Source organism: Sinomicrobium endophyticum (assembly GCF_052983315.1).
On sequence record NZ_JBRKIS010000012.1, the window covers coordinates 1 to 25,798 of the forward strand.

Annotated in this window: 26 protein-coding genes and 1 tRNA gene; 7 read left to right on the plus strand and 20 right to left on the minus strand. The window is 44.9% G+C overall.

Annotation, left to right across the window (positions count from 1 at the left end):
- Positions 1–266: transposase (locus ACVBDU_RS03620; RefSeq protein ID WP_447178008.1), on the minus strand; the 266-nt coding region annotated here is incomplete at its 3' end.
- Between the two features lie 326 nt (positions 267–592).
- On the opposite strand from ACVBDU_RS03620, the gene ACVBDU_RS03625 reads away from it, so the two are divergent.
- A complete protein-coding gene (locus ACVBDU_RS03625; RefSeq protein ID WP_447178420.1) occupies positions 593–1,234 on the plus strand; it encodes a peroxiredoxin in 642 nt (213 codons plus the stop codon).
- A gap of 75 nt (positions 1,235–1,309) precedes the next feature.
- Here ACVBDU_RS03625 and ACVBDU_RS03630 read toward each other — a convergent pair whose 3' ends face one another.
- Entirely contained in the window at positions 1,310–2,242 is a 933-nt protein-coding gene (locus ACVBDU_RS03630) for a peptidylprolyl isomerase (protein ID WP_447178421.1), read from the minus strand.
- Between the two features lie 320 nt (positions 2,243–2,562).
- Between ACVBDU_RS03630 and ACVBDU_RS03635 the strand changes: the two genes are divergently transcribed.
- Positions 2,563–3,486 (plus strand): VOC family protein, encoded by a 924-nt coding sequence (locus ACVBDU_RS03635; RefSeq protein ID WP_447178422.1) that lies wholly within the window; start codon positions 2,563–2,565, stop codon positions 3,484–3,486.
- 45 nt (positions 3,487–3,531) lie between these two features.
- On the opposite strand, the gene ACVBDU_RS03640 is transcribed toward ACVBDU_RS03635, so the two are convergent.
- Positions 3,532–4,080, minus strand: coding sequence for a DUF8465 domain-containing protein (locus ACVBDU_RS03640; RefSeq protein ID WP_447178423.1), 549 nt, complete (start codon positions 4,078–4,080; stop codon positions 3,532–3,534).
- A 19-nt stretch (positions 4,081–4,099) separates the two neighbouring features.
- Positions 4,100–4,330: a hypothetical protein gene (locus ACVBDU_RS03645; RefSeq protein WP_447178424.1), complete on the minus strand. Its 231-nt coding sequence runs from the start codon at positions 4,328–4,330 to the stop codon at positions 4,100–4,102.
- A gap of 80 nt (positions 4,331–4,410) precedes the next feature.
- On the opposite strand from ACVBDU_RS03645, the gene ACVBDU_RS03650 reads away from it, so the two are divergent.
- Both ACVBDU_RS03650 and ACVBDU_RS03655 read left to right on the plus strand, forming a co-directional pair.
- Complete coding sequence (locus tag ACVBDU_RS03650; RefSeq protein ID WP_447178425.1) at positions 4,411–4,671, plus strand: DUF2752 domain-containing protein; 261 nt, start codon at positions 4,411–4,413, stop codon at positions 4,669–4,671.
- A 15-nt stretch (positions 4,672–4,686) separates the two neighbouring features.
- Positions 4,687–5,001: a CCC motif membrane protein gene (locus ACVBDU_RS03655; protein WP_447178426.1), complete on the plus strand. Its 315-nt coding sequence runs from the start codon at positions 4,687–4,689 to the stop codon at positions 4,999–5,001.
- A 167-nt stretch (positions 5,002–5,168) separates the two neighbouring features.
- On the opposite strand, the gene ACVBDU_RS03660 is transcribed toward ACVBDU_RS03655, so the two are convergent.
- Positions 5,169–5,399, minus strand: coding sequence for a DUF3820 family protein (locus ACVBDU_RS03660; protein WP_447178427.1), 231 nt, complete (start codon positions 5,397–5,399; stop codon positions 5,169–5,171).
- A gap of 561 nt (positions 5,400–5,960) precedes the next feature.
- On the opposite strand from ACVBDU_RS03660, the gene aqpZ reads away from it, so the two are divergent.
- On the plus strand, positions 5,961–6,662 hold the full coding sequence (aqpZ, locus tag ACVBDU_RS03665) for an aquaporin Z (protein ID WP_447178428.1): 702 nt from the start codon (positions 5,961–5,963) through the stop codon (positions 6,660–6,662).
- A gap of 103 nt (positions 6,663–6,765) precedes the next feature.
- On the opposite strand, the gene ACVBDU_RS03670 is transcribed toward aqpZ, so the two are convergent.
- The 4 genes from ACVBDU_RS03670 to guaB form a co-directional block, all read right to left on the minus strand.
- Complete coding sequence (locus ACVBDU_RS03670; protein WP_447178429.1) at positions 6,766–7,719, minus strand: AAA family ATPase; 954 nt, start codon at positions 7,717–7,719, stop codon at positions 6,766–6,768.
- A gap of 84 nt (positions 7,720–7,803) precedes the next feature.
- Positions 7,804–9,300 (minus strand): peptidylprolyl isomerase, encoded by a 1,497-nt coding sequence (locus ACVBDU_RS03675; RefSeq protein WP_447178430.1) that lies wholly within the window; start codon positions 9,298–9,300, stop codon positions 7,804–7,806.
- Positions 9,284–10,147, minus strand: coding sequence for a peptidyl-prolyl cis-trans isomerase (locus ACVBDU_RS03680; RefSeq protein ID WP_447178431.1), 864 nt, complete (start codon positions 10,145–10,147; stop codon positions 9,284–9,286). The genes ACVBDU_RS03675 and ACVBDU_RS03680 overlap by 17 nt, the downstream gene beginning before the upstream one ends.
- Before the next feature lie 240 nt (positions 10,148–10,387).
- Positions 10,388–11,863: an IMP dehydrogenase gene (gene guaB / locus ACVBDU_RS03685; RefSeq protein WP_447178432.1), complete on the minus strand. Its 1,476-nt coding sequence runs from the start codon at positions 11,861–11,863 to the stop codon at positions 10,388–10,390.
- 222 nt (positions 11,864–12,085) lie between these two features.
- On the opposite strand from guaB, the gene ACVBDU_RS03690 reads away from it, so the two are divergent.
- Complete coding sequence (locus ACVBDU_RS03690) at positions 12,086–14,284, plus strand: TonB-dependent receptor family protein (protein ID WP_447178433.1); 2,199 nt, start codon at positions 12,086–12,088, stop codon at positions 14,282–14,284.
- A 90-nt stretch (positions 14,285–14,374) separates the two neighbouring features.
- On the opposite strand, the gene ACVBDU_RS03695 is transcribed toward ACVBDU_RS03690, so the two are convergent.
- From ACVBDU_RS03695 to idi, 9 genes are all read right to left on the minus strand, one after another.
- A complete protein-coding gene (locus ACVBDU_RS03695) occupies positions 14,375–16,699 on the minus strand; it encodes a hypothetical protein (protein ID WP_447178434.1) in 2,325 nt (774 codons plus the stop codon).
- A gap of 406 nt (positions 16,700–17,105) precedes the next feature.
- A complete protein-coding gene (locus tag ACVBDU_RS03700) occupies positions 17,106–17,969 on the minus strand; it encodes a hydroxymethylglutaryl-CoA lyase (protein WP_447178435.1) in 864 nt (287 codons plus the stop codon).
- Positions 17,962–18,627, minus strand: a complete 666-nt coding sequence (locus tag ACVBDU_RS03705) for an HAD family hydrolase (protein ID WP_447178436.1) — start codon at positions 18,625–18,627, stop codon at positions 17,962–17,964. Before ACVBDU_RS03705 ends, ACVBDU_RS03700 begins: the two co-directional genes overlap by 8 nt.
- An 87-nt stretch (positions 18,628–18,714) precedes the next feature.
- Complete coding sequence (locus tag ACVBDU_RS03710; RefSeq protein WP_447178437.1) at positions 18,715–19,734, minus strand: quinone-dependent dihydroorotate dehydrogenase; 1,020 nt, start codon at positions 19,732–19,734, stop codon at positions 18,715–18,717.
- A 488-nt stretch (positions 19,735–20,222) separates the two neighbouring features.
- A tRNA-Thr gene (locus tag ACVBDU_RS03715) sits at positions 20,223–20,296 on the minus strand.
- Between the two features lie 73 nt (positions 20,297–20,369).
- Positions 20,370–20,639 (minus strand): hypothetical protein, encoded by a 270-nt coding sequence (locus tag ACVBDU_RS03720; protein WP_447178438.1) that lies wholly within the window; start codon positions 20,637–20,639, stop codon positions 20,370–20,372.
- Positions 20,640–20,680: 41 nt separating this feature from the next.
- Positions 20,681–21,652, minus strand: coding sequence for a type I phosphomannose isomerase catalytic subunit (locus tag ACVBDU_RS03725; protein ID WP_447178439.1), 972 nt, complete (start codon positions 21,650–21,652; stop codon positions 20,681–20,683).
- Between the two features lie 66 nt (positions 21,653–21,718).
- A complete protein-coding gene (locus ACVBDU_RS03730) occupies positions 21,719–22,129 on the minus strand; it encodes a 6-pyruvoyl trahydropterin synthase family protein (protein ID WP_447178440.1) in 411 nt (136 codons plus the stop codon).
- A complete protein-coding gene (idi, locus tag ACVBDU_RS03735) occupies positions 22,126–22,656 on the minus strand; it encodes an isopentenyl-diphosphate Delta-isomerase (RefSeq protein WP_447178441.1) in 531 nt (176 codons plus the stop codon). Before idi ends, ACVBDU_RS03730 begins: the two co-directional genes overlap by 4 nt.
- A gap of 723 nt (positions 22,657–23,379) precedes the next feature.
- On the opposite strand from idi, the gene ACVBDU_RS03740 reads away from it, so the two are divergent.
- Complete coding sequence (locus ACVBDU_RS03740; RefSeq protein ID WP_447178442.1) at positions 23,380–23,622, plus strand: hypothetical protein; 243 nt, start codon at positions 23,380–23,382, stop codon at positions 23,620–23,622.
- On the opposite strand, the gene ACVBDU_RS03745 is transcribed toward ACVBDU_RS03740, so the two are convergent.
- Together ACVBDU_RS03745 and ACVBDU_RS03750 are read right to left on the minus strand one after the other, a co-directional pair.
- A complete protein-coding gene (locus tag ACVBDU_RS03745) occupies positions 23,612–24,781 on the minus strand; it encodes a T9SS type B sorting domain-containing protein (protein ID WP_447178443.1) in 1,170 nt (389 codons plus the stop codon). The genes ACVBDU_RS03740 and ACVBDU_RS03745 overlap by 11 nt on opposite strands.
- 97 nt (positions 24,782–24,878) lie before the next feature.
- A complete protein-coding gene (locus tag ACVBDU_RS03750; RefSeq protein WP_447178444.1) occupies positions 24,879–25,772 on the minus strand; it encodes a hypothetical protein in 894 nt (297 codons plus the stop codon).
- Between the last annotated feature and the right edge of the window lie 26 nt (positions 25,773–25,798).

The following is a 25,798-nucleotide window of genomic DNA, read 5'->3' on the forward strand; positions in this document are numbered from 1 at the left end:
TGCTTTTGACCCAAAGCCCGTTCCAGCTCCTTAATGCGCTCTGCCTGCTCTTTTTGCTTCTTTGATAAACTTTTACTTTCCACTATCATTCGTGTATTACTCACGTAAAGATCGGAATATTTACGTAACCATTTATATACCGCCGTGGTACTTACCTGATAAAGCTGGCTAACATCACGAACCCGGAGTTCTCCCTTTTCAATCTGCTTGACTAATTGCAATTTGAGGCCTAAATCAAACACTCTGTGTTCTTGTCCTTTTTTCATTATACATTAAGTTTAAGAAAAAAGGCAACCTATGTTAGGCTTAGTCAGGTTGCTGGGCTCAGAACCCAAACCTGGAACTTGTAACTTGTAACTTGTAACAAAAGAACAATCCCTCCGACTCCATCCCGATATATCCGGACTCCTCAAACCCGGACTGTAATACTCTTACTTCTTACCAATTACCCCTCCTCTCGTACATAATGCGTATACCCTGGCAATATCCACTCCTTCTCTGGACATTAACAAATATTTTACAGGGAAAATTTCTTTTTCCCATTTTAGTCTAGTAACTTTATAGGCTAAATAGTTTAATAAAAAAAGAAGATATGAGCACAATACGATTAGGAGATAAAGCTCCCGACTTTAAAGCACAGACCTCCGAAGGAGAGATCGATTTTTACGAATACCTGGGAGACGGATGGGGTATTTTATTTTCCCACCCGGCAGATTATACCCCGGTTTGCACAACCGAACTCGGTACAGCGGCAAAATACAAAGCCGAATTTGACAAACGAAATGTGAAAGTACTGGCTCTCAGTGTAGATGGCCTGGAATCGCACAAGGGGTGGATCAATGACATTAACGAAACCCAGAACACATCGGTAAATTTCCCGATCATCGCGGATGAAGACAGGAAAATAGCGACCCTTTACGACATGATACACCCTAACGCAAGCGCCACGGCAACCGTGCGTTCGGTATATGTTATAGGACCTGACAAAACCGTAAAGCTTATGATAACCTACCCGGCATCGACAGGCAGAAACTTTGACGAACTGCTCCGGGTTATCGATTCGCTGCAACTCACACAATATCACAAGGTGGCTACACCTGCAAACTGGAAACACGGAGATGAAGTGGTTATTGTTCCCTCCGTTTCCAACGAGGAGGCTGCCGGCATATTTACCAAAGGATTCCGGGAAGTAAAACCGTATCTCCGGTTAACTCCCCAACCCAATTTGAATTAGTTAGTTTTGATCAAAAAAGGAGCAGTTTAGAACCGCTCCTTTTTTTACTTCCTGTCCCATCGTTTCAGGATGTACTTATTTTATTTTCACTAGTTCCACTTCAAAAACCAGGGTGGCATTGGGCGGAATCACGCCACCTGCTCCACGGCTTCCGTATGCCAGTTCCGACGGAATTACGAGCCGGGCTTTATCGCCTGTATTCAGCAGCTCTATACCTTCTTCCCAACCGGAAATCACCTGGCCGGCACCTAGTTGGAAATCTATCGGCTGATTTCTTTTGTAAGAAGAATCAAATACACTGCCATCCATAAGCATTCCTTTGTAATGCACGGAAACTGTTTTCCCTTTTGTGGCCTTATCCCCATTCCCTTTTTCGAGTATTTTGTACCACAAGCCACTTTCTGTCCTGTCTAAACCTTCCGTCAACTTACTCAGTGTCTCTTCCTCTTTTTTCTTTTCTTCTTCCAGGCGTTGCTCTTTGGCAGATTCGAATTTACGGAATTCTCCCACGGCGTCCCATTGTTCTGCCTCATCTCCTACCCGTACTATTTCCAGGCTCTCTATAAGATCTCCCTGGCGGATAGCATCTACTACATCCTGTCCGTTTTCCACGAATCCAAACACCGTGTGTTTTCCATCCAGCCAGGCGGTTTCCACATGTGTTATGAAAAACTGGCTGCCATTGGTGCCCGGCCCTGCATTTGCCATAGAAAGTACCCCTGGGCCATGATGTCTTAAATCCTGATGAAACTCATCGTCAAACTGGTATCCCGGACCACCGGAACCGGTTCCCTGGGGACATCCTCCCTGTATAACAAAATCGGGAATTACCCGATGAAATGTAAGTCCGTCGTAATACGGTTGCCCCTGAGGCTTTGCCTCATTTTCGAGCGTTCCTTCCGCCAGACCTACAAAGTTACCTACTGTCCCGGGAGTTTTGTCGTGAGTTAATTTCGCGAGAATTTCTCCCCTGGAGGTATTAAATTTTGCATAAATACCGTTTTGCATGCTAATCTGTTTTTTTTTGGATAAGTCACAAAGATAAACATATTTTCGTGAGTCCCCGGACAGAAACTCAGCGCTACCGCCCAACTATCCAAAGGATTGCCCACAGGCTTTCAGGAACGGAAAAAAACATAACTACATCCCTTTCGATACGTTGATAAAAGAAAAAATGTCCTGGAAATACCATTCAAAAAGAGGAATTAACCGCGGTTCGGAAACATATTTGTCCCATTCTCCCCTGCAAAATGTCATGTATCCCCCTCCGGAAAAATCTGCGATGTATTATCTTTAGCATACCATGAATAACCAAAAAACACAACATTATGAAAAATACGAAATCACAGAAAATAATTCCAAATCTCTGGTTTGACAATGCAGCAGAAGAAGCGGTAGATTTTTACACTTCCTTATTTAAAAATTCGGGAACAGGAAGAACCACAAGATACGGTAAAGAAGGCTTTGAGTTTCACGGAAAACCGGCAGGATCGGTAATGACCCTGGAGTTTGAGATTGAGAGGTATAAATTCGTGGCATTGAACGGAGGGCCCCAATTTAAGTGTAATCCTTCGGTATCCTTCTTCGTAACCTGTGAAACGGAAACAGAAGTAGATGAATTATGGGCTAAATTATCCGAACCAGGCAATATCCTCATGCCGCTGGACACCTATCCGTGGAGCAAAAAATACGGTTTTACCCAGGACCGCTACGGTGTCACCTGGCAGATCAGCCTTGGCAATATATCGGACGTAGGCCAGAAGATCACTCCCTGCCTTTTGTTTGTCAATGAAAATATGGGACAGGCTGAAACAGCTATATACCATTATACCGGAATATTCACTCCTTCGGAAATTGACGGCATACTTAAATACGGACCCGGAGAAGAAGCTCCGGAAGGTGCCGTAAAACATGCTCAATTTCATTTACTCGGGGAAAAATTCATGATAATGGACGGACCGGGCGAACACGATTTCTCCTTTAATGAGGCTGTCTCCTTTATTGTGAACTGTAATGACCAGAAAGAAACGGATTATTACTGGGCCTGTCTCACGGAAGGCGGAGACGAAAAAGCACGGGTTTGCGGATGGCTCAAAGACAAATTCGGGTTCTCCTGGCAAATAGTGCCGGAAGCTGTTTCGGACATGTTTCAAAAAGCGGATGAAAAACAATCGGACAAGCTTATGCGGGCTCTCCAACAAATGAAAAAAATAGACCTGCAAAAACTGAAAGATGTGTATACTTCTGTTTAAGAAACTGTTTTAAATTTTATCCTTCGGTCCTGTACCTATCCTGGATTATGCGTTCTGAAAAATATATACTTCCGTGGCCCCCGAACCGTATTTTTGATAATCGGCTTCGTAGAATTTAATATTGTCATATCTGCCAAAGAGGTATTCGAGTTCCATTTTCAGCACACCTTCTCCCACACCGTGGATAAACACTATTTTCTGAATACGCTTTCGCATGGCAAATTCAAGTTGTCGCCTGGCCGTGTCGAGTTGCAGCGTGAGCATATCGTGATTCGTCATTCCCCTGCTGGAAGGCACCAGCTTATGAATGTGGAGATCGACTTCCATTTTAGGGGCATCACGTTCTTTGGGCTTGACGGTTATTTTCGATCTTCGCTTGTAAGACTCCTTTTCTGCCAGGTATTTATCCGCATCCTCAGGAATTTTATGTAATAATGATGCGTCGTTTATCTTGATGACCTCTTCCGGGGATAATTGCAATTCAAATCCGTCATCCGTAAGAATATGCAAAACCCCGTTGCGGACAGCCACTACTTCTCCCTTTAAAGAATCGTCTAAGGTCTCTACCCTGTCTCCTGCCTTTATGCCTTCCATCTGTATCTGTTGTAATCTTTTATTTGTTCCCGGTATTGTTTTCCCGTTCGTCCTGTTCTTTATCCTCCCTGGGATTGTCCTTCACCCATCGCGTAGTAGCCTTGTACAGCCCGAACATGAGTAATACAAATCCCAGTATAGCTACATACGGGGTTCCTTCATTCTCTTTACCATCCTGCCCTATAAAGACGAGTACTCCTCCGAGAATAATACAGATTAAATATAATACGGGTCGATTTTTACTGCTCATCCCTCCTTTTTTCCCAAAAATAATATTAATTTAGATTCTGATAGATAAATACTTCATCGATTTTGGACGCGGAAAAATATATGATGCCTTGTATAAACAGGCGTATCCTTGGCTTTGATTGCCCGGGATGCGGCCTGCAGCGCTCCGTGGCTTTACTGTTTGAGGGCGATTTTGCAGGGGCTTTTAAAATGTACCCCGCCATTTATCCGCTGTTATTATTATTTATCTTCCTTTTTATCGGGACCATCCTAAAGAAAAAGAACTTCTCCGTAATCACTACGGGCCTCGCCATTATAAGCGTGCTGTTTATAATAAGCAATTACATTCTGAAATTATTATAACTTAACTTTAAAAATATGGAACAACAAAAACTACCAAACGCCACGCTCATTCTTATATTAAGTATAGGATCTCTGCTGTGTTGCTGTGTTGCCGGAGCGGGTATCATCCCGGCGATCATTGCTCTTGTACTGGCTAATAAATCTGTTAAAATATACAAAGCAGAGCCCGAACTTTACGACAACTATAACAGTATAAAGATCGGAAGGATTATTGCTATCGTAGGAATTGTTATCAACGCAATTTACTTTATTTACACGATGATAATTATTGCCACATATGGTGTAGACGGTATCATGGAACAATACCAGCAGCAGGGATACCAATTTTAAATTTGCGGTGTTCCGGATGGCTTATCTGCTTCCGAAAACATGTGTCGTTACCGGAAAACCCATTTAAGTCAACCAGCCCGGGGTATTAAAATCCCACTTCGTGCTTAAATGTCATAATTATACATCCGGGGCCGGATTCAAATCCGGCCTTTGATTTGTATATAACGTTAAAACCCTTGTTGTCGTATTGTCCTTACAAGGTTTTCCAATCCGTTAATTTTTATCTCCAGCATTGCCTCCAGTTGTTTCCCCAGGGTTCCGGCCGGAAATCCTTTTTGTTTAAACCAAACCAGGTATGGCTCCGGAAGGTCGGTGATATAAGTGTCTTTATATTTTCCGAACGGCATCTTTGCCCTGGCCAGTTTTACCAGGAATTCCCGGTTATGTTGTATTTCCATAAAGTTGTTATTGATCCGTTACCTGCAAAAATAAGTCATTCCTACCAAAAAGATATTCGTTTGTTGTTCCGGGTCAGGGTAACCGTATTAAAAATTAAATCCCTGATTATCAATACTATTTAAATTCGATTTTTTGCTCTGTGTAACTCTGTGTTTCTCCGTGAAACTCTGTGTAATAGCTATAACACAGAGATACACAAAGATTTACACAGAGGTTCACGGAGATGTTGAACTGCTTATTTTAGTGCGTTCCCCTGGCCTAAATCTCACTTAGTGCATAAAGGTATGTTCGTCTATATTTTAATACATTTTACCTGTCATAATGAAAATTTTCTCACAATATTAACAATATTTCGGAAGTTTAGTTAAATTTGATACAAAGTAATTTTTCATCATTACCCTTTGTTTTACCTATCTCTGAATGAGATAAACATGTTTTTTCATGTATATCACGGTAGTAAACCCCTGCGCAAAATCGCACAGTACGGTGTTGTTGCCGGGTAATAAAGTACATGCTTTTATGTATAACAAGGCTTTTTAGCCGGAAAAATTAATCACTTTATGAAAAAAATTTTAGCAGAATTTATCGGCACCTTCTGGTTGGTATTGGGAGGTTGCGGAAGTGCGGTACTCGCAGCAGCCTTCCCCGAACTGGGAATCGGCTTACTAGGTGTAGCCCTGGCCTTCGGTCTTACGGTGCTCACCATTGCTTATGGACTGGGACATATATCCGGTGCCCATTTAAACCCTGCCGTGTCCATCGGTTTATGGATAGGCGGACGTTTTAGCGTACGCGACCTGTTCCCTTATATTATCGCCCAGGTATCGGGCGGAATTGTGGCTGCGGCAGTCCTTTATGTCATAGCTACCGGCAATGGCAGTGAAATAGGGAATTTTGCGGCTAACGGATACGGAGAGCATTCCCCCGGCGGCTACAGCATGAACGCAGCCCTTCTTACGGAAGTGGTAATGACCTTTATGTTTCTTATTATTATTCTCGGGGTAACGGATAAAAGAGCGCCTTCGGGTTTTGCCGGTATAGCTATCGGGCTCGCACTTACCTTAATACACCTTATCAGCATTCCGGTAACCAACACTTCGGTAAATCCGGCGCGTAGTATAAGTCAGGCCGTATTTGTGGGGGACTGGGCATTGCATCAGCTTTGGTTGTTTATTGCAGCTCCCATTGCCGGTGCGGTACTGGCCGGAATGGTATACCGTTTTTTCCAGGAAAAAGAAAATCCCTCAACACCTAATCCATAGTATAAAAACCAAACGATTTATCGGGATTTCAAATACCTGTCGTCAAACGGATGTCAGGTATTTTTTTTGCATTTCCAATGGGTAGACACGCAAAAAAACAGGATTAAAGTAATGCCTTGATGATATCTTCAACAGAAATATTTTCAGCTTCGGCCTTATAGTTTTTAATAACCCGGTGCCTCAGAACCCCGTTGGCTACGGCTTGTATGTTCTCTATATCGGGAGAAAACTTTCCGTGTACCGCGGCGTGGGCTTTGGCTGCCAGGACAAGGTTTTGCGAAGCCCGCGGCCCGGCTCCCCAGTCTACGTATTCATCTACGATTTTAGCTGAATATTCGCTGTTGGGCCTGGTTTTGCTTACCAAACGTACCGCATATTCCACTACGTTATCCGCCACGGGTATTCTGCGTACCAGATGCTGAATATCCACAATTTCTTTTGCGGTAAACATGGGGGCTACCTTTACTTCTTTATCTATAGTAGTGGATTTTACCACATTTACTTCTTCTTCAAAAGTAGGATATCCCAGTTCTATAGCGAACATAAACCTGTCCAGCTGCGCCTCGGGCAAGGGATAAGTCCCTTCCTGTTCTATGGGGTTTTGTGTAGCGAGTACAAAGTACGGAAGATTCATTTTATAATTAAATCCCGCTACGGTAACCGCCCTTTCCTGCATAGCTTCCAGCAAAGCGGCCTGGGTTTTCGGGGGAGTACGGTTTATCTCGTCCGCGAGGATAATATTGGCAAATACAGGGCCTTTTATAAACTTAAATTCCCTGTTCGCATCGAGTATCTCACTCCCCAGAATGTCGCTCGGCATCAGGTCCGGGGTAAACTGGATACGTTTAAAATCCAGTCCAAGCGCATCTGCTATGGTGTGGATCATCAGAGTTTTTGCCAGTCCGGGCACGCCTATGAGCAGGGCATGTCCTCCCGAATATATTGCCAGCAGTATTTCTTCTATAACCGCTTCCTGTCCTATAATTACTTTGCCAATTTCTTTTTTAAGCTCCAGGTGTTTTTCTACCAGGGTTTTCAGCGCGGAAACGTCAGACATAAAGTTTTGGATTTGAGGTATTTTATTTTCTGAAAAGTTCGATATAAAAAACCGGCATACCAGGTCGGTATGCCGGGTACTGGTTTACTTTTTCACCCATTTGTTAGAGAACTCGCAATCTTTATAATCGGAGTTCACCATAATATAGGTATCCTCAATGGTTTTTTCCATCCAGCTCCTTACTGCCTTTATCTGCTTTTCTTTCAGTGCCAGATCTTTTATCTTCATATAATCCTTTACATAGTCGGCTTTGTGGTCCTCGTATTTATTGGTTACTTTCAGTATTTTAAAGGTTATACGTCCCGGACTTTGCGGGTCTTCTTCCTTATATACCTGCGATACTTCGCCGGTTTTCAGGTTACGCACCTGGTTGTACAGGGTAGGGTCTAATTTTGTCAGCTCAAACCGGGTATCCATATTACTGGGGTTACGCAATTGTCCGCCTTCGAACTTAGTTTCTTTTTCATCGGAATACTCTCTTGCGGCATCCGAAAAAGAAACTTCGTCGTTTATGATCTTTTCCCGTACGTCTTCCAGCTCTTTTTTGGTTTTATCCAATGCGGCTTGTGGAATTTCGGGTATAAGGAGAATATGTCTCAGGTCGAGTTCCTGTCCTCTTATCTTATCAATTTTTATGATGTGCCATCCGAAATTCGTTTCAAACGGGTCCGATATCTCCCCTTCGCGGAGACTATATGCAACATCCATAAATTCTTTGGCAAAACCGGTATGTTTGGTTACGTGGTAAACACCTCCTTTGGTACTGGATCCGGGGTCTTTGGAATACAGGATCGCTTTGGTAGCAAAGCTGGCGCCGTTTTCTTCGATATCCCGCTTCATCTCCCGCAGCCTGTTTACCACTTTTTGTTTTTCTTCTTCGGGTACTTCGGGTTCTTTTACTATTTGTGCTATTTCCAGTTCGGCACCGAAAACCGGGCGTTCTTCTTCCGACATATTCTTATACCACTGCCTTACTTCTTCGGGGGTGATCTCTATTTCGTCCACGACTTTGCCCTGCATGTTCTCGGCAAGGACCCTGATTTTATTTATCTGGAAAAGTTCTTCCTTAAAACTTTCTTCATCGGACTTCTTATAATATGCCAGCAGGTTTTCCATAGTACCTACCTGGCTTACCAGGTAATTGAGCTGCTGCTCGGTTTGTGCCATGATCTGCTTGTCCGACACTTCCAGGCTGTCCTGTATGGCCTGATGCGCATATAATTTATCTTCCATCAGTTTACCCAGCAACTGGCAACGGCCGATCTCTTTAATAGACACTCCCTGGTTCTGCAGGTCTATATAGCTTTTGTCGATATCCGATTCCAGGATAATGTAATCTCCTACCACGGATACTACCCCGTCTATTTTTATCTTTTCTCCGGGAGTTGTTGTATTTTCGGCAATATTCTCTATTGCTGCTTCACTCACCTGGTTCACCGCGATACTATCCTGTGGCATTTCCGTACTTATCGTTTCCACAGTTCCGGCATTCTCCGTCGTTTCATTGGCATTTTCCTGCGCCCATCCCGGTTGCAGCATACAAATAGCTATTCCTGCAACAATCTTACTTATCCGATTCATAGATTTCAAATTTCTTTTTTCTGACTGCTTCATCCATTATTTCTTTTTCCAGTTTCCTCAGGAACTCCAGTTTCTTACGATTCAGCAATATCTGCTTTATAGTAGGTTTAATATACGACATCGGGGCATTATCGTTACGATGCAAAATATCGTTAATATAGACCAAATATACCCCTAATGAGTCTGTTAATTCAATAAAATTCGATTTTTTTATGATTTTTTCGTTTTCCTCACTACCCAGAAGCGGTATCTTCCGGAAGATCCGGGAGGTCTTTACCCAAATGGAATCTTCCAGGGCGTAGGACTTAAATTGTATGCCCATTTCGTCCAGCTCGGCCTTATCGGTTTCTTCGAACCTTCTGAACTTCTCCCGGACCTCATCCAGCTTCTCAAAATCCGGGCTGACTTCTATGTAGCGGAAACGCCACAATTCTTCATTCAGTTTAAACCTTTCTTCGGTATTGTTATAAAAAGATTCTATTTCGGAAATCGTTACGGCAGTATCCATGGTACTGTTTACCAATGCTTCTTTATATGTCGTGGTATACAGATCGGTTTTGTACTCTTCGATAAGTTTTTCAAACTCCCGCAACTGTTCTTCGGGGAGATTAATCTTCGCTTTTTCCATAAAAAGCTGTCTCTTTGCCCAGGTATTCACAAAATTATTTTTGACTACCAGGCTGTCTTCCCGGGACATATTTTCTCCGTAAATTCCCGAAAGATCTCTCTTATACAGGTAACTATCTCCTACTCTGGCTACCGCATCTGCCGTTTCATCGCTATTGAAATACGAACAGGCACCGAGACTGAAAGCAACCATGAAGCCAATTATACTTTTTCTCAACATCAAACCTCTTTTTAGTCCCCCCGGGTCCTTCGCCAGAGGGCAACGGCACATACAGGTTCTTTCCGGGTATTATTCGAGGGCTAACAAAAATAGTAATTCGATAAAATATCGCAAGTCAGAGTGCGGACGTTTAACAAAGATTTATGTTGTTACAGGTTACAGCTTACAGATCATGAATTTTGTTTTGGACGACGAAAGAAGTCCGAATCACGTCCAACCTGCAACCTGTAACCTGTATTATTACCTTCTGCTGTAATTAGGGGCTTCTTTGGTTATAGCCACATCATGAGGATGGCTTTCGTTGATACCGGATGCCGTAATTTTAACAAACTGTCCGTTTTCTTTGAGTGCCTCTATATCTTTGGCACCACAATACCCCATACCTGCACGGAGACCGCCTATAAACTGGTGCATGCTCTCCACGAGTTCTCCTTTATAGGGCACCCGGCCTACAATACCTTCGGGCACCAGCTTTTTAATGTCATCTTCGACATCCTGAAAATAACGGTCCTTACTTCCCTGTTTCATCGCTTCCACAGACCCCATCCCCCTGTAGCTCTTGAATTTTCGTCCGTCGTAAATAATGGTTTCGCCGGGAGATTCTTTGGTTCCCGCAAGCAGTGATCCAAGCATAACAGAGTCTGCTCCGGCAGCAATCGCTTTAGGGATATCTCCTGTATACCGTACACCTCCGTCCGCTATCACCGGAACACCGGACCCTTTAATACCCGCTGCCACTTCCAGCACAGCGGAGAATTGGGGGAACCCTACTCCTGCCACTACACGGGTAGTACAGATAGATCCCGGCCCGATACCTACCTTTACGGCATCCGCTCCATTCTCTACCAGATACCTGGCCGCTTCTGCGGTAGCTATATTTCCCACTACCACATCGAGTTCCGGGAATGTCTTTTTAACTTCTTTCAGCACACTTACCACGCCCCTGGTATGGCCATGGGCAGTATCTATTATTATGGCATCTATCCCGGCATTTACCAATATTTCGGCACGTTCTACGGCATCTCCCGTAACTCCTATGGCGGCAGCAACACGAAGCCTTCCGTATTTATCTTTATTGGCTATGGGTTTTTGGGTAAGCTTGGTGATGTCACGGAAAGTAATAAGCCCTACGAGCTTGTTTTCCGAATTCACTACCGGCAGTTTTTCTATCTTGTTCTCCTGCAGTATTCCTTCGGCATCCGATAAAGAAGTCCCTTCGCCTACAGTTACCAGGTTTCCGGAAGTCATTACCTCCACTATGGGCCTGTCGTTGTCTTTCTCGAAACGCAGGTCCCTGTTGGTAACAATCCCTTTGAGATACCCCTGGTCATCCACAATGGGTATTCCCCCGATACTGTGTTCGGCCATGTTTTTCTTCGCATCTGCTACTTTTGCCGTAAGCGGCAGGGTAACCGGGTCTATGATCATCCCGCTTTCCGCGCGTTTTACCTTACGTACTTCAAGCGCCTGCTGCTCGGCGGTCATATTCTTGTGTAATACACCTATACCGCCTTCTCTCGCTATGGCTATAGCCATAGCCGATTCGGTAACCGTATCCATTGCCGCGGAAACGATAGGCACATTAATAGTTATGTTTTTAGTGAATTTGGTCTGAATATTGACCTCTCTGGGCAGTACTTCCGAATAAGCCGGAACAAGAAGGACATCATCATACGTCAACCCCTCTCCTACAATTTTTGAACTATGAGCTTTCATGGCGCAACTTATAAATTAGTTGCACGCAAATATACGTCAAATTTGGGGATAACGGAGAGATCACCGTTTATTTTTTGGTATTTTTTCCCACTCCCGTTATATCCCCTGCAATCTTGTAATATTTATCTAAAATTAATCTAAATAAAATTTGCTTACATCGCGGACAATAGCTAGTTTTGGCAAAATTTTAACATTTATTTATTAAGACTAAATACTAATACCGTGAGTAAAAAACTATTATTGATTTTATTCCTGGTCAATACGGCCCTATATGCACAGCAGTCCGCCGTTTCTCCAACAGATTCGGTTGTAGCCCTCCAGGAAGTGGTATTGAACGGAAACGCCATCCTGGGCAGTAAGTTTGCCGCAAAGAACAGGACAGGATCGGCCTATTTTATATCTTCCGAAGACCTGCAACAATTTTCCTATACGGACATAAGCCGTGTGCTACAGGAAGTACCGGGAGTAAATTACTATGAAGAAGACGGTTTCGGATTACGGCCAAACATCAGTCTGAGGGGAACAGATCCCGGAAGGAGTTCGAAGATAACCATCATGGAAGACGGTGTGCTTGCGGCCCCTGCCCCTTACAGCGCCCCGGCCGCCTATTATTTTCCCACTATCGCCCGTATGCAATCCGTCGAGATCCTTAAAGGCAGCAGCCAGGTACAATACGGCCCGTTTACGACCGGTGGTGCCATAAATATGATCTCCACGCAGATACCCGAATCCTTTTCGGGAAGAGCAGAGGCTTCTTACGGCACATTCAATACCTCTAAAGTACATGCTTCCGTAGGTAATTCCCATCAAAATATCGGCTATATGGTGGAGTATCTCAACTACCGGTCCGATGGTTTTAAGGAACTGGACAACGGGGATAATACGGGTTTTAATAAAAATGACTTTGTTGCCCGTGTACGGATAAACACGGACAGGGACGCAAAAACATACCAGTCTCTCGGAGTTAAATTCCAGTATTCGGATGAAACATCGGACGAGACCTACCTCGGGCTGACGAATGCAGATTATAAAGCCTCCCCTTACAGGCGCTATGCAGCATCCCAAAAGGACCAGATGAACACAGACCACAGGCAGATCATGGTCACTCACATTATCCGCCCTGCACAAAACATAAACATTACCACTACGGGATATTACAACGGTTTTGCACGTAACTGGTATAAACTGGACAAAGTTGCTGGTGTTTCCATTGCCCCGCTGCTCGAAGATCCTTCGGCAAATCCGTATGCATACGGTGTGGTAACCGGGACTATAAACACGGCGGCAGGTGAGCTGAACGTTAAAAACAACAACAGGGAATACGCTGCCAAGGGGATTCAGACCGTAGGTAACATTACCTGGGGAAATACTGTAAAAAGCGACCTGGAAATCGGCGCCAGGTATCACTACGACCGGGAAGACCGCTTCCAGTGGTCCGACCAGTACAGCATGACCGGCGGGATAATGCAGATAGTAAGCTCGGAAACCCCGGGGACAGATGCCAACCGTATAAGCGATGCTACCGCTTTTTCCGCTCATACACTCTATAAACTGACCATAGACAGGCTGACCCTGACTCCCGGCATCCGCTATGAGAATATTAAATTCGTCCGAAAAGACTACGGTAAGGACAACCTTTCCAGGACAGCTCCCCCTTCTACCAGGGAAAACAAGGTAGATGTCCTGATCCCGGGCATAGGAGCCAACTATATTTTCAACAGTGATTTTGCCCTGTTCGGAGGTATCCACAAAGGTTTTGCGCCTCCCGGTAACACCCCGGACGAGGATCCTGAAAAAAGCATCAATATAGAACTCGGTACACGATTTTCGATCCTGGGCATCGGGGGTGAAATAACCGGGTTTTACAATAACTACAGTAATATGCTGGGCAATGATCTCGCTGCTTCGGGAGGTAGCGGTACCCTGGAACAGTTTAACGCGGGGAAAGTAGATGTAAAGGGACTGGAATTACTGTTGCACTACGACCCCTTATCCGGTATTTCAAGGTTTAAACTACCCCTGAGTTTCACTTATACTTTTACGGATACGGATTTCCGGAACGCTTTTGAAAGCAACGCATGGGGCGAAGTAAAGAAGGGAGACGAAATACCGTATATCTCCAGGCACCAGTTCAACGCCCGGGTAAGCCTGGAACACGAGAAGTTCAGTATTGGTATCAATGGCAGGTATAACGGTACTTTCCGGACCCAGGCAGGTACCGGACATATTCCGGAAAACGAAAAAATCGATGCCAATTTTATTGTAGATATGGCTGCCAAATATCACCTGAACAGGTACCTGAGCCTTACCGGAAATATCAACAACCTTTTGGACCGGGAATACCCTGTGGCCCGTACTCCGTCCGGCTTACGCCCCGGGCTTCCGTTCGGAGCATACGGTGGTGTCATAGCCAGGTTTTAGGCAGAATACCTGCCCGTTCCAGTTTGGACAACAGGTTCACGGAACAGATCAAAGAAATCAGTTTCTAAGGATTTGAGAGAGAAATCAGGCCTATCGGTTTTCTCTTTCAAATCCTATATCATCAAGAATGATAACACCGGAACTTTTTTTATCAAATATAAACCGGATATTCTTCAATGCCCGTAACTGAAAATCGGGGTTTGATTCCTGCAGGGCGTTCATATCAAAATAAAAGAAATCAGGAATAGCCTCGGTATCCTGCATGGAATTCAGGAAGGCGAATTTGGTGATATTTTTCCGGATCTGAGGTTGTACGAAACTACAGTTGCTCAACGGAAAGTTTATTTTTTCTCCCTCCGCATCCGTCAATTCTATGGTAAAGTCCAGCGGTTCGTCCCCCGACGTATCTTCATCCTCTTCTTCTCTTTCTTCTTTATCCGCTTTATCCGTATCCTCTTCTTTTTCTTTATGCGAAGGGTTTTCATCGCTTTCTGCCAGGGAAAACGTAAGGAGGGTATTCCCCGGAGGAAGTTGCAGGCTATCCGGTAAAGTCAGGGTGTAGGAACCTATCCTTTCTTCATTCTCCCTGCTGTCCCACCCGATATGGACCGCTTTGGTAATATGGTCGTTCCACATGAGGTTTTGCCGTTTTTCACGCCACACACTCAGGTTTTCGGAACTTATATCTCCCCCTTGTAGTGTAGTACTTCGCACATCCATATCTTCGTCATAACCGGCAACCCGGTAAAAGTCGCTGCTCTCGTACTGATTGAAATATATCAGGCCGGGAAGCCAGTTTCGGGCAAAGCGATAATCCGTAAAAACGGGCCGGTATACCGGATTGTCCTTTAACGTGACTTCCAGGAACGAGCTTATATATGTTTTGCTTACCTGTTGTTGTTCCTGCTCCGATATCAATTGTTTCAGATTGAAGATATTGATATGCGGACTTATACCATCTTTTCTTCCCCAGGAACTATTAAACTGCCCGTGATTGGCCCTGTGAATGTATAAACCGGCTTTAAACCCTTTAAATTCCGGGGAAAATTTCACTCTTTTATAAGTAGCCAGACCTCCGTAAGACCGCATATCCATATCATGTGTGCCATGCAGTACAAAGTAATTCACATCTTCCGGTACGGTGAGTTCGGAAGAAGGTTTGTACTGTCCGTCCACCGGTGCTATGGCAATAACCGCACGGATATTGAAATTAAAACCGAAAGGCACGGTAGCATCGTCCGGAAAACAGGGTAAGCGGTTAAAAAGTGCCGCGTGCCCCACGGCTTCACCTCCCCTGGAATGTCCTATAAGCGCTATTCTGTCCATGTCTACCCGTTCATAGAACATATTTGCAGGGTCTTCATTCCATTTTTGCCATTGCTGCAGGTGCTTTAACAAAAGCCATCCTCTTACACCGTTCTCTTTTTTAAGGCCTCCTTTAAAATGCTGAAAATCGGTTATGCTCGAATTCAGAAAATTCTCATCTACTGATGCCACGATATACCCCCGGCTCGCCAACAGCTCCCCCAGATAAGCATACCCCCCTTCCGAATAGTCCTGGGCGAGGTGATTACCGTGTACGATGATCACCAGCGGAGCCGGGACGTCCTGCTCTTCCGGGTACCATACGCGGGCATTCAAAGGCAGTCCGGAAGCATCGAAACCAAAATACCAGGTCCGCAGTTTACCGCTGAAACCCTTCCAGGATTTCAGAAGCCCGGAAGCATCGACAGGGTCTGTGGTAAGACTTACACTATCCCGGTACTCCGTGCGGAGTTTATCCGTACCGCTTCCGTAAGTAAGGCGTGCTACCTTATATTTCCCCTTTTGTGAAGGATCGGGCGCATTAATGGCCTTCGGAAGATGATCTGTTGTCATTTTCACATTCTCCGTTTCTTCGGCCATACTCCCCGGCGAAAAATAAAACCACCCTCCCACGCATAATCCCAATATTCCGATAACGAACAGAAACAGGGTTATAAAGCGGGAAGGACCGGATAACGGGAATAATTCGCCTTTTCGCCATTTATAAACTCCTGCCACTACAAAAGACGGTAGAACCACCAGCAGTAATAACAACACTCTTCCGTATACTTCAGGAACGAATAAAAAGTAAAAGATACTCAGTATTGCAAACAGAACGGCAAAACGAAACAGCCCGGGCGCCTGCCCGAATATCCCCAGCAAAAGACCGGCTATCCAGGCTATAAGCACTCCTGTAAGTATGTAAACAAGAAGATAAAGGATGGTGTAAAACGGGTTCAGGCTGCCGCTGAAATCCACCAGAAGCGAAACGGAGAAAAAAACAAGCAGTACCGCCAGGATGGCCTGCCCGCAAAGACGCAGGATTTTCCTGGAGGGTGTGACCGTTTCGATTACCTTTTTCCGTTTTTTTTTCGGGCTTTCACTTTTCATCTTTTATCCTTTATCAGAAATGTCAGACACCGTATTCAGAACTTAAAAACACAGCAATCAAAACACATATTTGCAGGTTGATTACAAACAAATTAAGTTAAAAATCATAAGATACACAATACAGAGTATTAACAAGCAGGGCAAACGCATTAAAAAACTATAATTGTAGTTTTTAAAATTGCAGGTTACAAGTTACAGGTTGCAGGTTTGGCACAAAGCGAGGTGGCTGAGTGGCAGCCGCAGGCTGTTGTATCGAAGCCACCGGGTTACAGGTTACAAGTTGCAGGTTTGGCACAAAGCGAGGTGGCTGAGTGGCAGCTTCAGACTGTTGTACCGAAGCCACCGGGTTACAAGTTACAGGTTGCAGATCTTAAGAGACTGTCTAAATGTTTACCGGAAAATTCTGTTAAAAATAGGCACCAAAAACTTTGGTCGCTTCGTTATAAGCGCTTTCAAAACTCATCGGGGACAGGCCGGTATCGGCCTTTTCGGTCGTAAAATAAGAAAACAGTTTTTCCGTGGGCATATTTCCGGTGAGTTCGTCCTTGGCCATAGGGCAGCCACCGAATCCCTGTATGGCACCGTCAAACCTGGTACATCCGGACCTGTATGCCGCATCTACTTTTTCATACCAGGAGCCAGGGGTAGTGTGTAAATGTGCACCGAACTCTATTTCCGGATAAGCAGGGATAAGATTGGAGAACAGATAACGAATAACTTCGGGGGCAGAACTACCTACGGTGTCGGAAAGGGATAGAATTTTTACCCCCATCGCAGAAAGTTTTTCCGTCCATTCGGCCACAATCTCCACATTCCAGGGATCACCGTACGGATTTCCGAACCCCATGGAAAGATAGGCTACGACTTCTTTACCGGCTTTATGGGCGATATTGAGTATTTCCTGTAAAATAACCGTAGATTCCGCAATGGTCTTGTGCGTGTTACGCATCTGGAAGTTTTCGGAAATGGAAAAAGGATAGCCCAGGTAACGGATTTCCGGGTGAAGGGCAGCATCTTCCGCGCCGCGGACATTGGCCACAATTGCCAGTAGCTTGCTCTTTGTCGCGGAAAGGTCCAGCGCACCGAGGACTTCTGCCGTATCCGCCATTTGCGGAATAGCCTTGGGAGAAACAAAGCTCCCGAAATCTATGGTGTCAAAACCCACGCGTAGCAGAGACTGTATATACGCCACTTTTTTATCTGTGGGTATAAACATCCGGATTCCCTGCATGGCATCCCGGGGGCATTCTATGAGCTTTATTTTATTCATTCACCAGGTAAAACATTTCCATTTTTTCCGTGGTAAGTTCCCCGAAATCGTCTATCAGGAGGTTGGCCGCAGAAAGATCCTGGTTGCCGGAATTCATATTTCTGTAACCTATACATTGCATCCCGGCAGACCTGGCTGCACGAACCCCGTTCTTGCTATCTTCTATCACCACAAATTTACCCGGTGCAATATCGTATAGTTCGGATACCTTCAGAAAGATGTCCGGAAAAGGTTTTCCGTTTGCTACATGTTCACTGCTTACAATATGGTCAAAATATCCCCTCAGGTTCACTTTTTCCATAAAGATATCTATGAGTTTAACCGGAGAGGAAGATCCCAGGGAGAGATTATACTCTTCCGATTTCAAACGGTCGAGCAATTCGGTTATTCCATCGGTCAGCGGAATATCCCTATCGTTTATGACCCGGAAAAAATGTGCTTTATGCGCTTCCAGGAGATCCCGGGGATCTCCTTTGAGAGCAAAATCTTTCTTCAGTTTTTCCCAGATCATCAAAGCTCCCATTCCCACAAGGGTAAAATGGTATTCCCCGGGGAGTTCCACTCCCATTTCTCCGAGTACTTCCCCCAGTATTTGCATATGAACAGGCTCGCTATCTACAAGAACACCATCCATATCAAAAATAACATGTTTTTGCATAGGTCTTATTTTATTCAAATGTAAACAATTTGGGTTAGTTAATCACAGCTTTCCGTTCGCGGAATATGGTTCCGGGACAATACCGCTTTACGACCGGTGCAGCAATTTTTTGTTTATCCGCTTTACCAGTCCGGGGCCTTCGTATATGAATCCCGTGTATACCTGGACCAGACTCGCGCCGGCTTCCAGTTTTTCCAGGGCATCTCCCGGAGAATGTATTCCGCCGACACCTACTATCGGGAAACTCCCATTACTTTCCCTGCTCAAAAACCGTATTACTTCCGTAGACCGGTCTTTCAGCGGTTTTCCGCTCAATCCCCCCGCTTCTTCCTTTGCGGGAGATTTCAAACCTTCCCTGGATATGGTGGTATTGGTAGCTATCACCCCGGCAATACCGGTTTCTTCAACGATATGAACAATATCCCGGAGCTGGTCTTCGGTGAGATCGGGAGCAATTTTCAATAACACCGGTTTTTTTCCCGTAGCCTGCAGTTTGTGATTCTGTAAGCCGGCCAGGAGCTTTTTCAGAGGTTCTTTATCCTGCAAAGCCCGCAGGTTGGGGGTATTCGGCGAACTGACATTCACCACAAAATAGTCGACATAATCATACAGGGCCTCGAAACATATGCGGTAATCTTCTGCAGCGTCTTCGTTGGGCGTTACTTTGTTCTTACCTATATTTCCCCCCACCAGTACACCTTTATTTTTTTTGAGCCGCTTTACGGCCTCTTCTACTCCCCCGTTGTTAAATCCCATCCGGTTTACAATAGCGGAATCGGAACGTAAACGGAACAACCGCTTGGGAGGATTCCCCGGCTGGGGTTTCGGGGTAAGCGTCCCGATTTCGATAAAACCGAATCCAAAACCGGAAAGTTCGTTGAACAGTTTGGCGTCTTTGTCAAAACCCGCGGCAAGACCAACCGGATTTTTAAATTTCAAACCGAATACCTCCCGTTCCAGGCGCGGATCGTTAACCGTATATACGCTTTTAAGCAGGGCCCGCACACCGGGTATTTTATTTACCGCTTTGATAAATGCGAAAGTGAAATGGTGTACTTTTTCAGGATCGAACTGAAAAAGAACGGGACGGATAATAGATTTGTACATAAGATATTTTTCTTGTGCAGCAAAAATACGGGAAAAGATGAAAATGACGTACATGTACGCAGGTAAACTCAAAAGTTGAGGAGTCCCGATATATAATAGGGATGGAGTTCGGAGTTTTTTAGAAGGCTGAAAAAAGTTATTACACAGAGACCCGCAAAGAAAACACGGAGGTACACGGAATAGGAATAGTTTACAAGTACAAAACTAAACCCATAAAAAGAGGTTGTCTCAAAAATACTTAAAACCACAAAGGGCACGGAGTAGGCACAAAGCACTCAAAGTATTAAATATTTTATAATCATTCGCTTGCAACTTTGCGCCCTTTGTGCCTACTTTGTGATCTTAGTGGTTAAAAGACAACCTCTACTTGAGCCGGCAGAGGGATTCCCTTCGACTGGGCTCAGGGTAAACTTCTCATCCCTCTGTAAACATACCAGAATAAATTCAAGCATAAAAAAACCCTCCGTTTCCGAAGGGTTTTCCTGTTGAGCCGGCAGAGGGATTCGAACCCACGACCCCGAGATTACAAATCACGTGCTCTGGCCAACTGAGCTATGCCGGCCTCAAATATGCCTTAAAAGCGGTGGCAAATATAAAATGGATTTTATTTTCTACCAATCTTTTTTAAAAAAAAATTACGCTAATTTGTTTACTTTTTCAATCAACACATTGGCTTTCGCTTCCAATTCATTGTTAACTGACTTTAAATGAGCCTTTCTATCCTCAACACTTTTATCATTTACTTTTTCGATCAAATTGTCAAAAGCCTCGATAGCTTCGTCGATAATTGCATTTCCTTCCTCGGAATTAGTATTATCTGTCGCAGTTTCCCATAGGTATACTGCTTCTATAATATCCCCCAAAACCGAATTGATCTCTTTCTTCAGATTCTTAACACTTGCCATGATATATTAATTTTTTACAAATTTAGATTTTTTACGGTAATTTACCCGATGTATACTTCCAATAGTTTTCCTTTATCCGAAATAAGGTTCACCATATCGGTCGTTGCCGGGATCAATACGGTTTCTCCCTTACGTATTTTTTCGGTTATTTCTCCGACCGCTATTTCCGCTTCCCCTTCCACACACATATAGATACTGAAGGAGTCCCTCCCTGCAATGTCGTGCTCGAGGTGGCCTTCCACATCCATGTAATTGGTAGTAAAGTAAGGGCATTCCACCATGATATTGGAAACGTTTTTCTCCTTGGTATACGCTACCTTAAAATCGTCTTTCTTTTCATAATCTATGGCATCCAGGGCCAGTTCGGTATGTAGTTCGCGGGTATTCCCGTTTTTATCTTTACGGTTAAAATCGTAAATGCGATAAGTAACGTCGGAAGTTTGCTGTATTTCGGCCAGCAGCACCCCTGCACCTATAGCGTGTACTTTCCCGGTATTTATAAAAAATGTGTCGCCTTCCTTTACCTTTTCATAGTTCAGGATATCCGTAAGGGTGTTTTTTTCCAGATTGGCCGCATACGCTTCTTTGGTCACGTTTTTATTAAACCCCACAATAAGTTCGGCGCCTTCATCGGCCTGCATTATATACCACATTTCGGTTTTCCCGAAAGAATTGTGTCTTTTTCTTGCCAGTTCATCATTGGGGTGCAACTGAATAGACAGGTCCTGTTTGGCGTCGATAAACTTAATAAGGATAGGGAATTCGGCACCGAAGCGTTTGGCTACACCTTCTCCCAGTAATGCCGCATGGTGCGTGTCTATAAGTTCCTGAAGGCTTTTACCCCGGTACGGTCCGTTGGCCACTACGGAAACGTCTCCCGGCACTGCTGACAGTTCCCAGCTTTCCCCGGTGATATCGCTGCTGATCTCTTTTCCGAGCACATCGTGTAACTTGGTACCTCCCCAAAGGCGTTCTTTGAGAATAGGAGTGAATTTTATAGGATAGGATTTCATCTTTAATGTATAGTTTGTGTTTTGTTTCTCATTTTTTCCGGGTGGAAAGAACTATGTCCCTTGTTCTTACGCCCCGGTATACGTAACGAAATTACGCGGGGTTTCGTACAATACAACTTCCAGGTCCAGATCGGGTTTTATGAATTTTCGAAGTTTGTTCCAGATCACCACTGCTATGTGTTCTGCCGTGGGATTGAGTTCTTTAAATTCCGGAATATCGAGATTGAGGTTTTTATGATCCAGTACATCTTCTATTTCGGCAGCTATCAGGTCTTTCAGGTCTTTTATATCCATGACAAACCCGGTTTCGGGGTCTATTTCTCCCGTAACACTTACTATGAGTTCATAATTATGGCCATGGTAATTGGGACTACTGCATTTGCCGTAGACTTCCTCGTTCTTTTCTTTGCTCCATTTCGGATTATGCAGTTTGTGTGCCGCATTAAAATGAGCCTTCCTGCTTACCTTAACCCTCATAACGATGCGTTTTGCATTAAATGATCGTAAAATTTATCGAAAATGATCTTAAACCAGGCGGTATATAATTCCGGGTGAAGTTCCATATCTTTTTTTACTTCCCGCGGGTATACCCACTTCCAGTCTGCCACTTCTTCCGGATTAGGGTCGGGTTCTTCATTGTATTTCCCTATCAGCACATGGTCAAATTCATGTTCCGTCAGTCCGTTATCAAAAGGCGCCTTGTATACAAACGAAAAGATTTCCTCGAGACCGGTGGTAAAGCCCATTTCTTCCATCAGCCGTCTTTTACCGGCTTCTACGGACTCCTCCCCTTCTCTCTGGTGGCTACAACAGGTATTGGTCCAGAGTCCGGGTGAATGATATTTTGTTTTTGCTCTTTGCTGTATCATGGTCTGCCCTTTTTCATTCATTACAAACACGGAGAATGCACGGTGCAACAATCCTTTTTCATGGGCTTCCATTTTAGGCATCAGCCCTTGCGGTTCGTCCTTCTCATTTACCAGTATGACCCTTTCTTCCTGCATGTATAATTTTTTATTCGGTTTTAACAAGAGTCCAAAAATACAAAACCCGTGCCAGTCATCATAATGAATTCAGAGACACTTTTTAAAGTCCATGGGTCCCGGCAGGCCATGAAATTGCTTTTTGGCTATTAAGAAACTGTTTTCTAAGGCCGGATACCCCGGCAACTTCAGGATGGACAGCTTCCCTGTAAAAATACACCTGCCTTTGTCGGCGGACCGGCATATCGTATTCCCGGCCGGATAATCCGGAGCCGGTTTTTGCCATTTAAGGGATTACGTTTACACCGAACCGGTTTGTGTTAGCCGCTAAACCATTCCCTTTAGCGGCTAACATAACCCGGTTAGCCGCTTAAGTAATTGCTTATGAATTCACAAGCAACCCGGTCAGCGGTCAACGCAACTGTGTATGCCGCTAAACCATTCCCTTTAGCGGTCAACATAACCCGGTTAGCCGCTTAAGTAATTGCTTATGAATTCACAAGTAACCCGGTTAGCGGTCAACGTAATTGTGTATGCCGCTAACTTAATCCCTTTAACCGCTAAACCATTCCCTTTAGCGGTCAACATAACCCGGTTAGCCGCTTAAGCAATTGTGTATGAATTCACAAGCAACCCGGTTAGCGGTCAACGTAACTGTGTATGCCGCTAACTTAATCCCTTTAACCGCTAAACCATTCCCTTTAGCGGTCAACATAACCCGGTTAGCCGCTTAAGCAATTGTGTATGAATTCACAAGCAACCTGGTTAGCGGTCAACGTAACTGTGTATGCCGCTAACTTAATCTCTTTAACCGCTAACAGAACCTCTTCCGGTGTCAAAGGGATTGCTTTAATGGCCTTTTTCCGGGCATTAAAGCGGAAAGAAATACGCTTATCGCGAGTACCCCGGGCCTCTGAAGATAAGATAAGCCAGGCGCCGGAGCATTTCCAGTCTAACCTGGGCGTAAACATATTGTTTACCGCATGATGTATAACCATCCGGAAACCGGTTTGCTTCCGTCTCCCGGATCCAGCACATAATAATAGGTACCCACAGGGAGCATTCCGTTGCGGCTTATGGTATTTTTCACATTGGAAGCGCCTTTCCAGGTGTTGTCATAACCTTTTTGCCTGAAAACGACATGACCGTATCTATTGTATACTTCGAGTTTATTTTCGGGGTAGTTTTCTATACAATCGATCCGGAAGGTGTCGTTCATACCATCTCCGTTAGGGGAAAACAGGTTGTACACACGGAGACAGGAAGGAATTACCGTCACTTCGGCACGGTTGTTCGACGCATCGGTATCCGAAGGATCGGAAGCGTCCAGGGTAGCTATATTGGTATAATCTCCCACCGGGAGTACGGTAGCATGCACGAGGAGTTCGGCGCTTTGGTTTCCGGCAAGCAACGGTATATCCCATATACCGGATGTTGCATTGTAGCTTCCTTTGTCGGCATGATGGGAAGTATAGGAAAACCCGGATGGCAGCCTGTCGTTTATTACTATATCCCTGACTTCCAGGGGTGTTTCATTATTTACTTTTACAGAAAAGATAACGCGGGTATCCGCAGGAGCTTCCACGTTGTCCACTTCCTTGCTTACGGAAAGATCGGGGCACTGTCCTAGAAATACGGTAACCGCAAGCCTTTCCGGGCTTTCGGTACCGGGACCTCCGGGAGACTGGGAAGCGTAGTACGTTACGCCGTCTTCCAGGAGCTGTGTACCCGGCAAAACATTCCCGTCCTCTTCCGCATCGTACCAGGTAATATGGAGCCCCTGAACTTCTATATCGGCCAGAACCGGGTCAAAGAAATGACAGAAGTACTGCACTCCTTCTCCTGCAGGGGGTGAGGAGGTTCCTGAAAACCGGATCTCTATCTCGTTGGAGATATCGGACTCACATCCTTCGGCATTAAAGGAAATCACGGTATATTTTCCTTCCTGGATAGCGGCATAGATGGCACCGGTAGCGCCATCCAGTACATCGCCATCCCGAAACCACTGGTATCGGGATGCCCCTTCGGAAGCGGCACGAAGGTGTACCGTGCTCCCCGGAAGGACCACCACAATATCACCGGCTTCCTGCGCACCGACAGCCTGCCAGAAACACAGGAAAATAAGAATGAGTTTCCCGATCTTCATAATATCGAATAAAGGAATTACGCCATAGCCGGGAACAGGCGGCCACACCGGGGCTCCTGTTCCGGGTATATGATTCCGGAGTATATCCGGGGAAATATTAGTCTACGATATTATCGATAATAATGGTCGGTGCCCCGGGAGTAGGTGATACTACGATCTCCAGGTCCGTTCCTCCGTTCTGTACGTTACCCGTATAGGTTACATAATCTCTGCTTTCTTTGTCTTTTATAGTGTACTCTACTTCGACATAAAAGGTGTAGGTACCAGGATCGGTAAGGGTTACGTCGTAGGTATCCGTAGTCGTAGCAAGGTCTATGGGATTGACAGTATCCCCGTCCTTTACGGCAAACCAGGCGTAAGACACTTCAAAATCGCTCCCGGCCGGATTCGGGTAACCGTTGGTATTTGCAGCATAATCTGCATTAACACCACTTACGGACAATTCTATAGGCGTCGTCGGAACATCGGTAGAACAGTAAGCGAGAGGATTGCCGTTGGCATCGAAAGTAGTATCTACGGTAAGCGGCGACAATACGAAGAGGATAATATCTTCGAAATCATCGGACTGGCAGATCACATCTCCGTTGTCCACAAGGCCGTAAACCCGGAATTTGTGGTACCCCGGAGCGAGTGCTGTCAATGTAAGGTCCTGTGTTGTTTCCCCGGTAAGAAGGTTTTCCGTTTCCGTAGTTCCGTCTGTGGTCATGTTGTACCACTCGTACGAAGAAAAAGTGTTTCCGGCCCCGTCATCGAGACTGGCTGTTAATGTGAGCGACGGTCCGGATGTAGCCGGGTTGTAAAACAATACCGCACCATCCAGGGCTGTTACCGGGGGCGTGTCGTTGGTCAGGGTCCCTACGTCCAGATTGGAAGTCTCATTGATGGGAAGCCCGTTGGGAACAGGAGCATTGATCTGTGCCAATGCAGAAGCCGAAAAGATAAAGATTAAGGCTATCAGTCCTTTTTTCAAGGTTGTAAAAATGGATTTCATGTTTGTGATTGTTAGATTGTTATTAT

Excerpts from the sequence above, each read along its gene's own strand:
- ACVBDU_RS03710 (WP_447178437.1), bottom strand. The coding sequence starts at position 19,734 with ATGTACAAATCTATTATCCGTCCCGTTCTTTTTCAGTTCGATCCTGAA.
- ACVBDU_RS03680 (WP_447178431.1), bottom strand. The coding sequence starts at position 10,147 with ATGTTGAGAAAAAGTATAATTGGCTTCATGGTTGCTTTCAGTCTCGGT.
- guaB (WP_447178432.1), bottom strand. The coding sequence starts at position 11,863 with ATGAAAGCTCATAGTTCAAAAATTGTAGGAGAGGGGTTGACGTATGAT.
- ACVBDU_RS03740 (WP_447178442.1), top strand. The coding sequence starts at position 23,380 with ATGAATTCACAAGCAACCTGGTTAGCGGTCAACGTAACTGTGTATGCC.
- ACVBDU_RS03635 (WP_447178422.1), top strand. The coding sequence starts at position 2,563 with ATGAAAAATACGAAATCACAGAAAATAATTCCAAATCTCTGGTTTGAC.
- ACVBDU_RS03640 (WP_447178423.1), bottom strand. The coding sequence starts at position 4,080 with ATGGAAGGCATAAAGGCAGGAGACAGGGTAGAGACCTTAGACGATTCT.
- idi (WP_447178441.1), bottom strand. The coding sequence starts at position 22,656 with ATGCAGGAAGAAAGGGTCATACTGGTAAATGAGAAGGACGAACCGCAA.
- ACVBDU_RS03730 (WP_447178440.1), bottom strand. The coding sequence starts at position 22,129 with ATGAGGGTTAAGGTAAGCAGGAAGGCTCATTTTAATGCGGCACACAAA.
- ACVBDU_RS03625 (WP_447178420.1), top strand. The coding sequence starts at position 593 with ATGAGCACAATACGATTAGGAGATAAAGCTCCCGACTTTAAAGCACAG.
- ACVBDU_RS03720 (WP_447178438.1), bottom strand. The coding sequence starts at position 20,639 with ATGGCAAGTGTTAAGAATCTGAAGAAAGAGATCAATTCGGTTTTGGGG.
- ACVBDU_RS03695 (WP_447178434.1), bottom strand. The coding sequence starts at position 16,699 with ATGAAAAGTGAAAGCCCGAAAAAAAAACGGAAAAAGGTAATCGAAACG.
- ACVBDU_RS03750 (WP_447178444.1), bottom strand. The coding sequence starts at position 25,772 with ATGAAATCCATTTTTACAACCTTGAAAAAAGGACTGATAGCCTTAATC.
- ACVBDU_RS03675 (WP_447178430.1), bottom strand. The coding sequence starts at position 9,300 with ATGAATCGGATAAGTAAGATTGTTGCAGGAATAGCTATTTGTATGCTG.
- aqpZ (WP_447178428.1), top strand. The coding sequence starts at position 5,961 with ATGAAAAAAATTTTAGCAGAATTTATCGGCACCTTCTGGTTGGTATTG.
- ACVBDU_RS03660 (WP_447178427.1), bottom strand. The coding sequence starts at position 5,399 with ATGGAAATACAACATAACCGGGAATTCCTGGTAAAACTGGCCAGGGCA.
- ACVBDU_RS03670 (WP_447178429.1), bottom strand. The coding sequence starts at position 7,719 with ATGTCTGACGTTTCCGCGCTGAAAACCCTGGTAGAAAAACACCTGGAG.
- ACVBDU_RS03630 (WP_447178421.1), bottom strand. The coding sequence starts at position 2,242 with ATGCAAAACGGTATTTATGCAAAATTTAATACCTCCAGGGGAGAAATT.
- ACVBDU_RS03650 (WP_447178425.1), top strand. The coding sequence starts at position 4,411 with ATGATGCCTTGTATAAACAGGCGTATCCTTGGCTTTGATTGCCCGGGA.
- ACVBDU_RS03655 (WP_447178426.1), top strand. The coding sequence starts at position 4,687 with ATGGAACAACAAAAACTACCAAACGCCACGCTCATTCTTATATTAAGT.
- ACVBDU_RS03705 (WP_447178436.1), bottom strand. The coding sequence starts at position 18,627 with ATGCAAAAACATGTTATTTTTGATATGGATGGTGTTCTTGTAGATAGC.
- ACVBDU_RS03645 (WP_447178424.1), bottom strand. The coding sequence starts at position 4,330 with ATGAGCAGTAAAAATCGACCCGTATTATATTTAATCTGTATTATTCTC.
- ACVBDU_RS03745 (WP_447178443.1), bottom strand. The coding sequence starts at position 24,781 with ATGAAGATCGGGAAACTCATTCTTATTTTCCTGTGTTTCTGGCAGGCT.
- ACVBDU_RS03700 (WP_447178435.1), bottom strand. The coding sequence starts at position 17,969 with ATGAATAAAATAAAGCTCATAGAATGCCCCCGGGATGCCATGCAGGGA.
- ACVBDU_RS03725 (WP_447178439.1), bottom strand. The coding sequence starts at position 21,652 with ATGAAATCCTATCCTATAAAATTCACTCCTATTCTCAAAGAACGCCTT.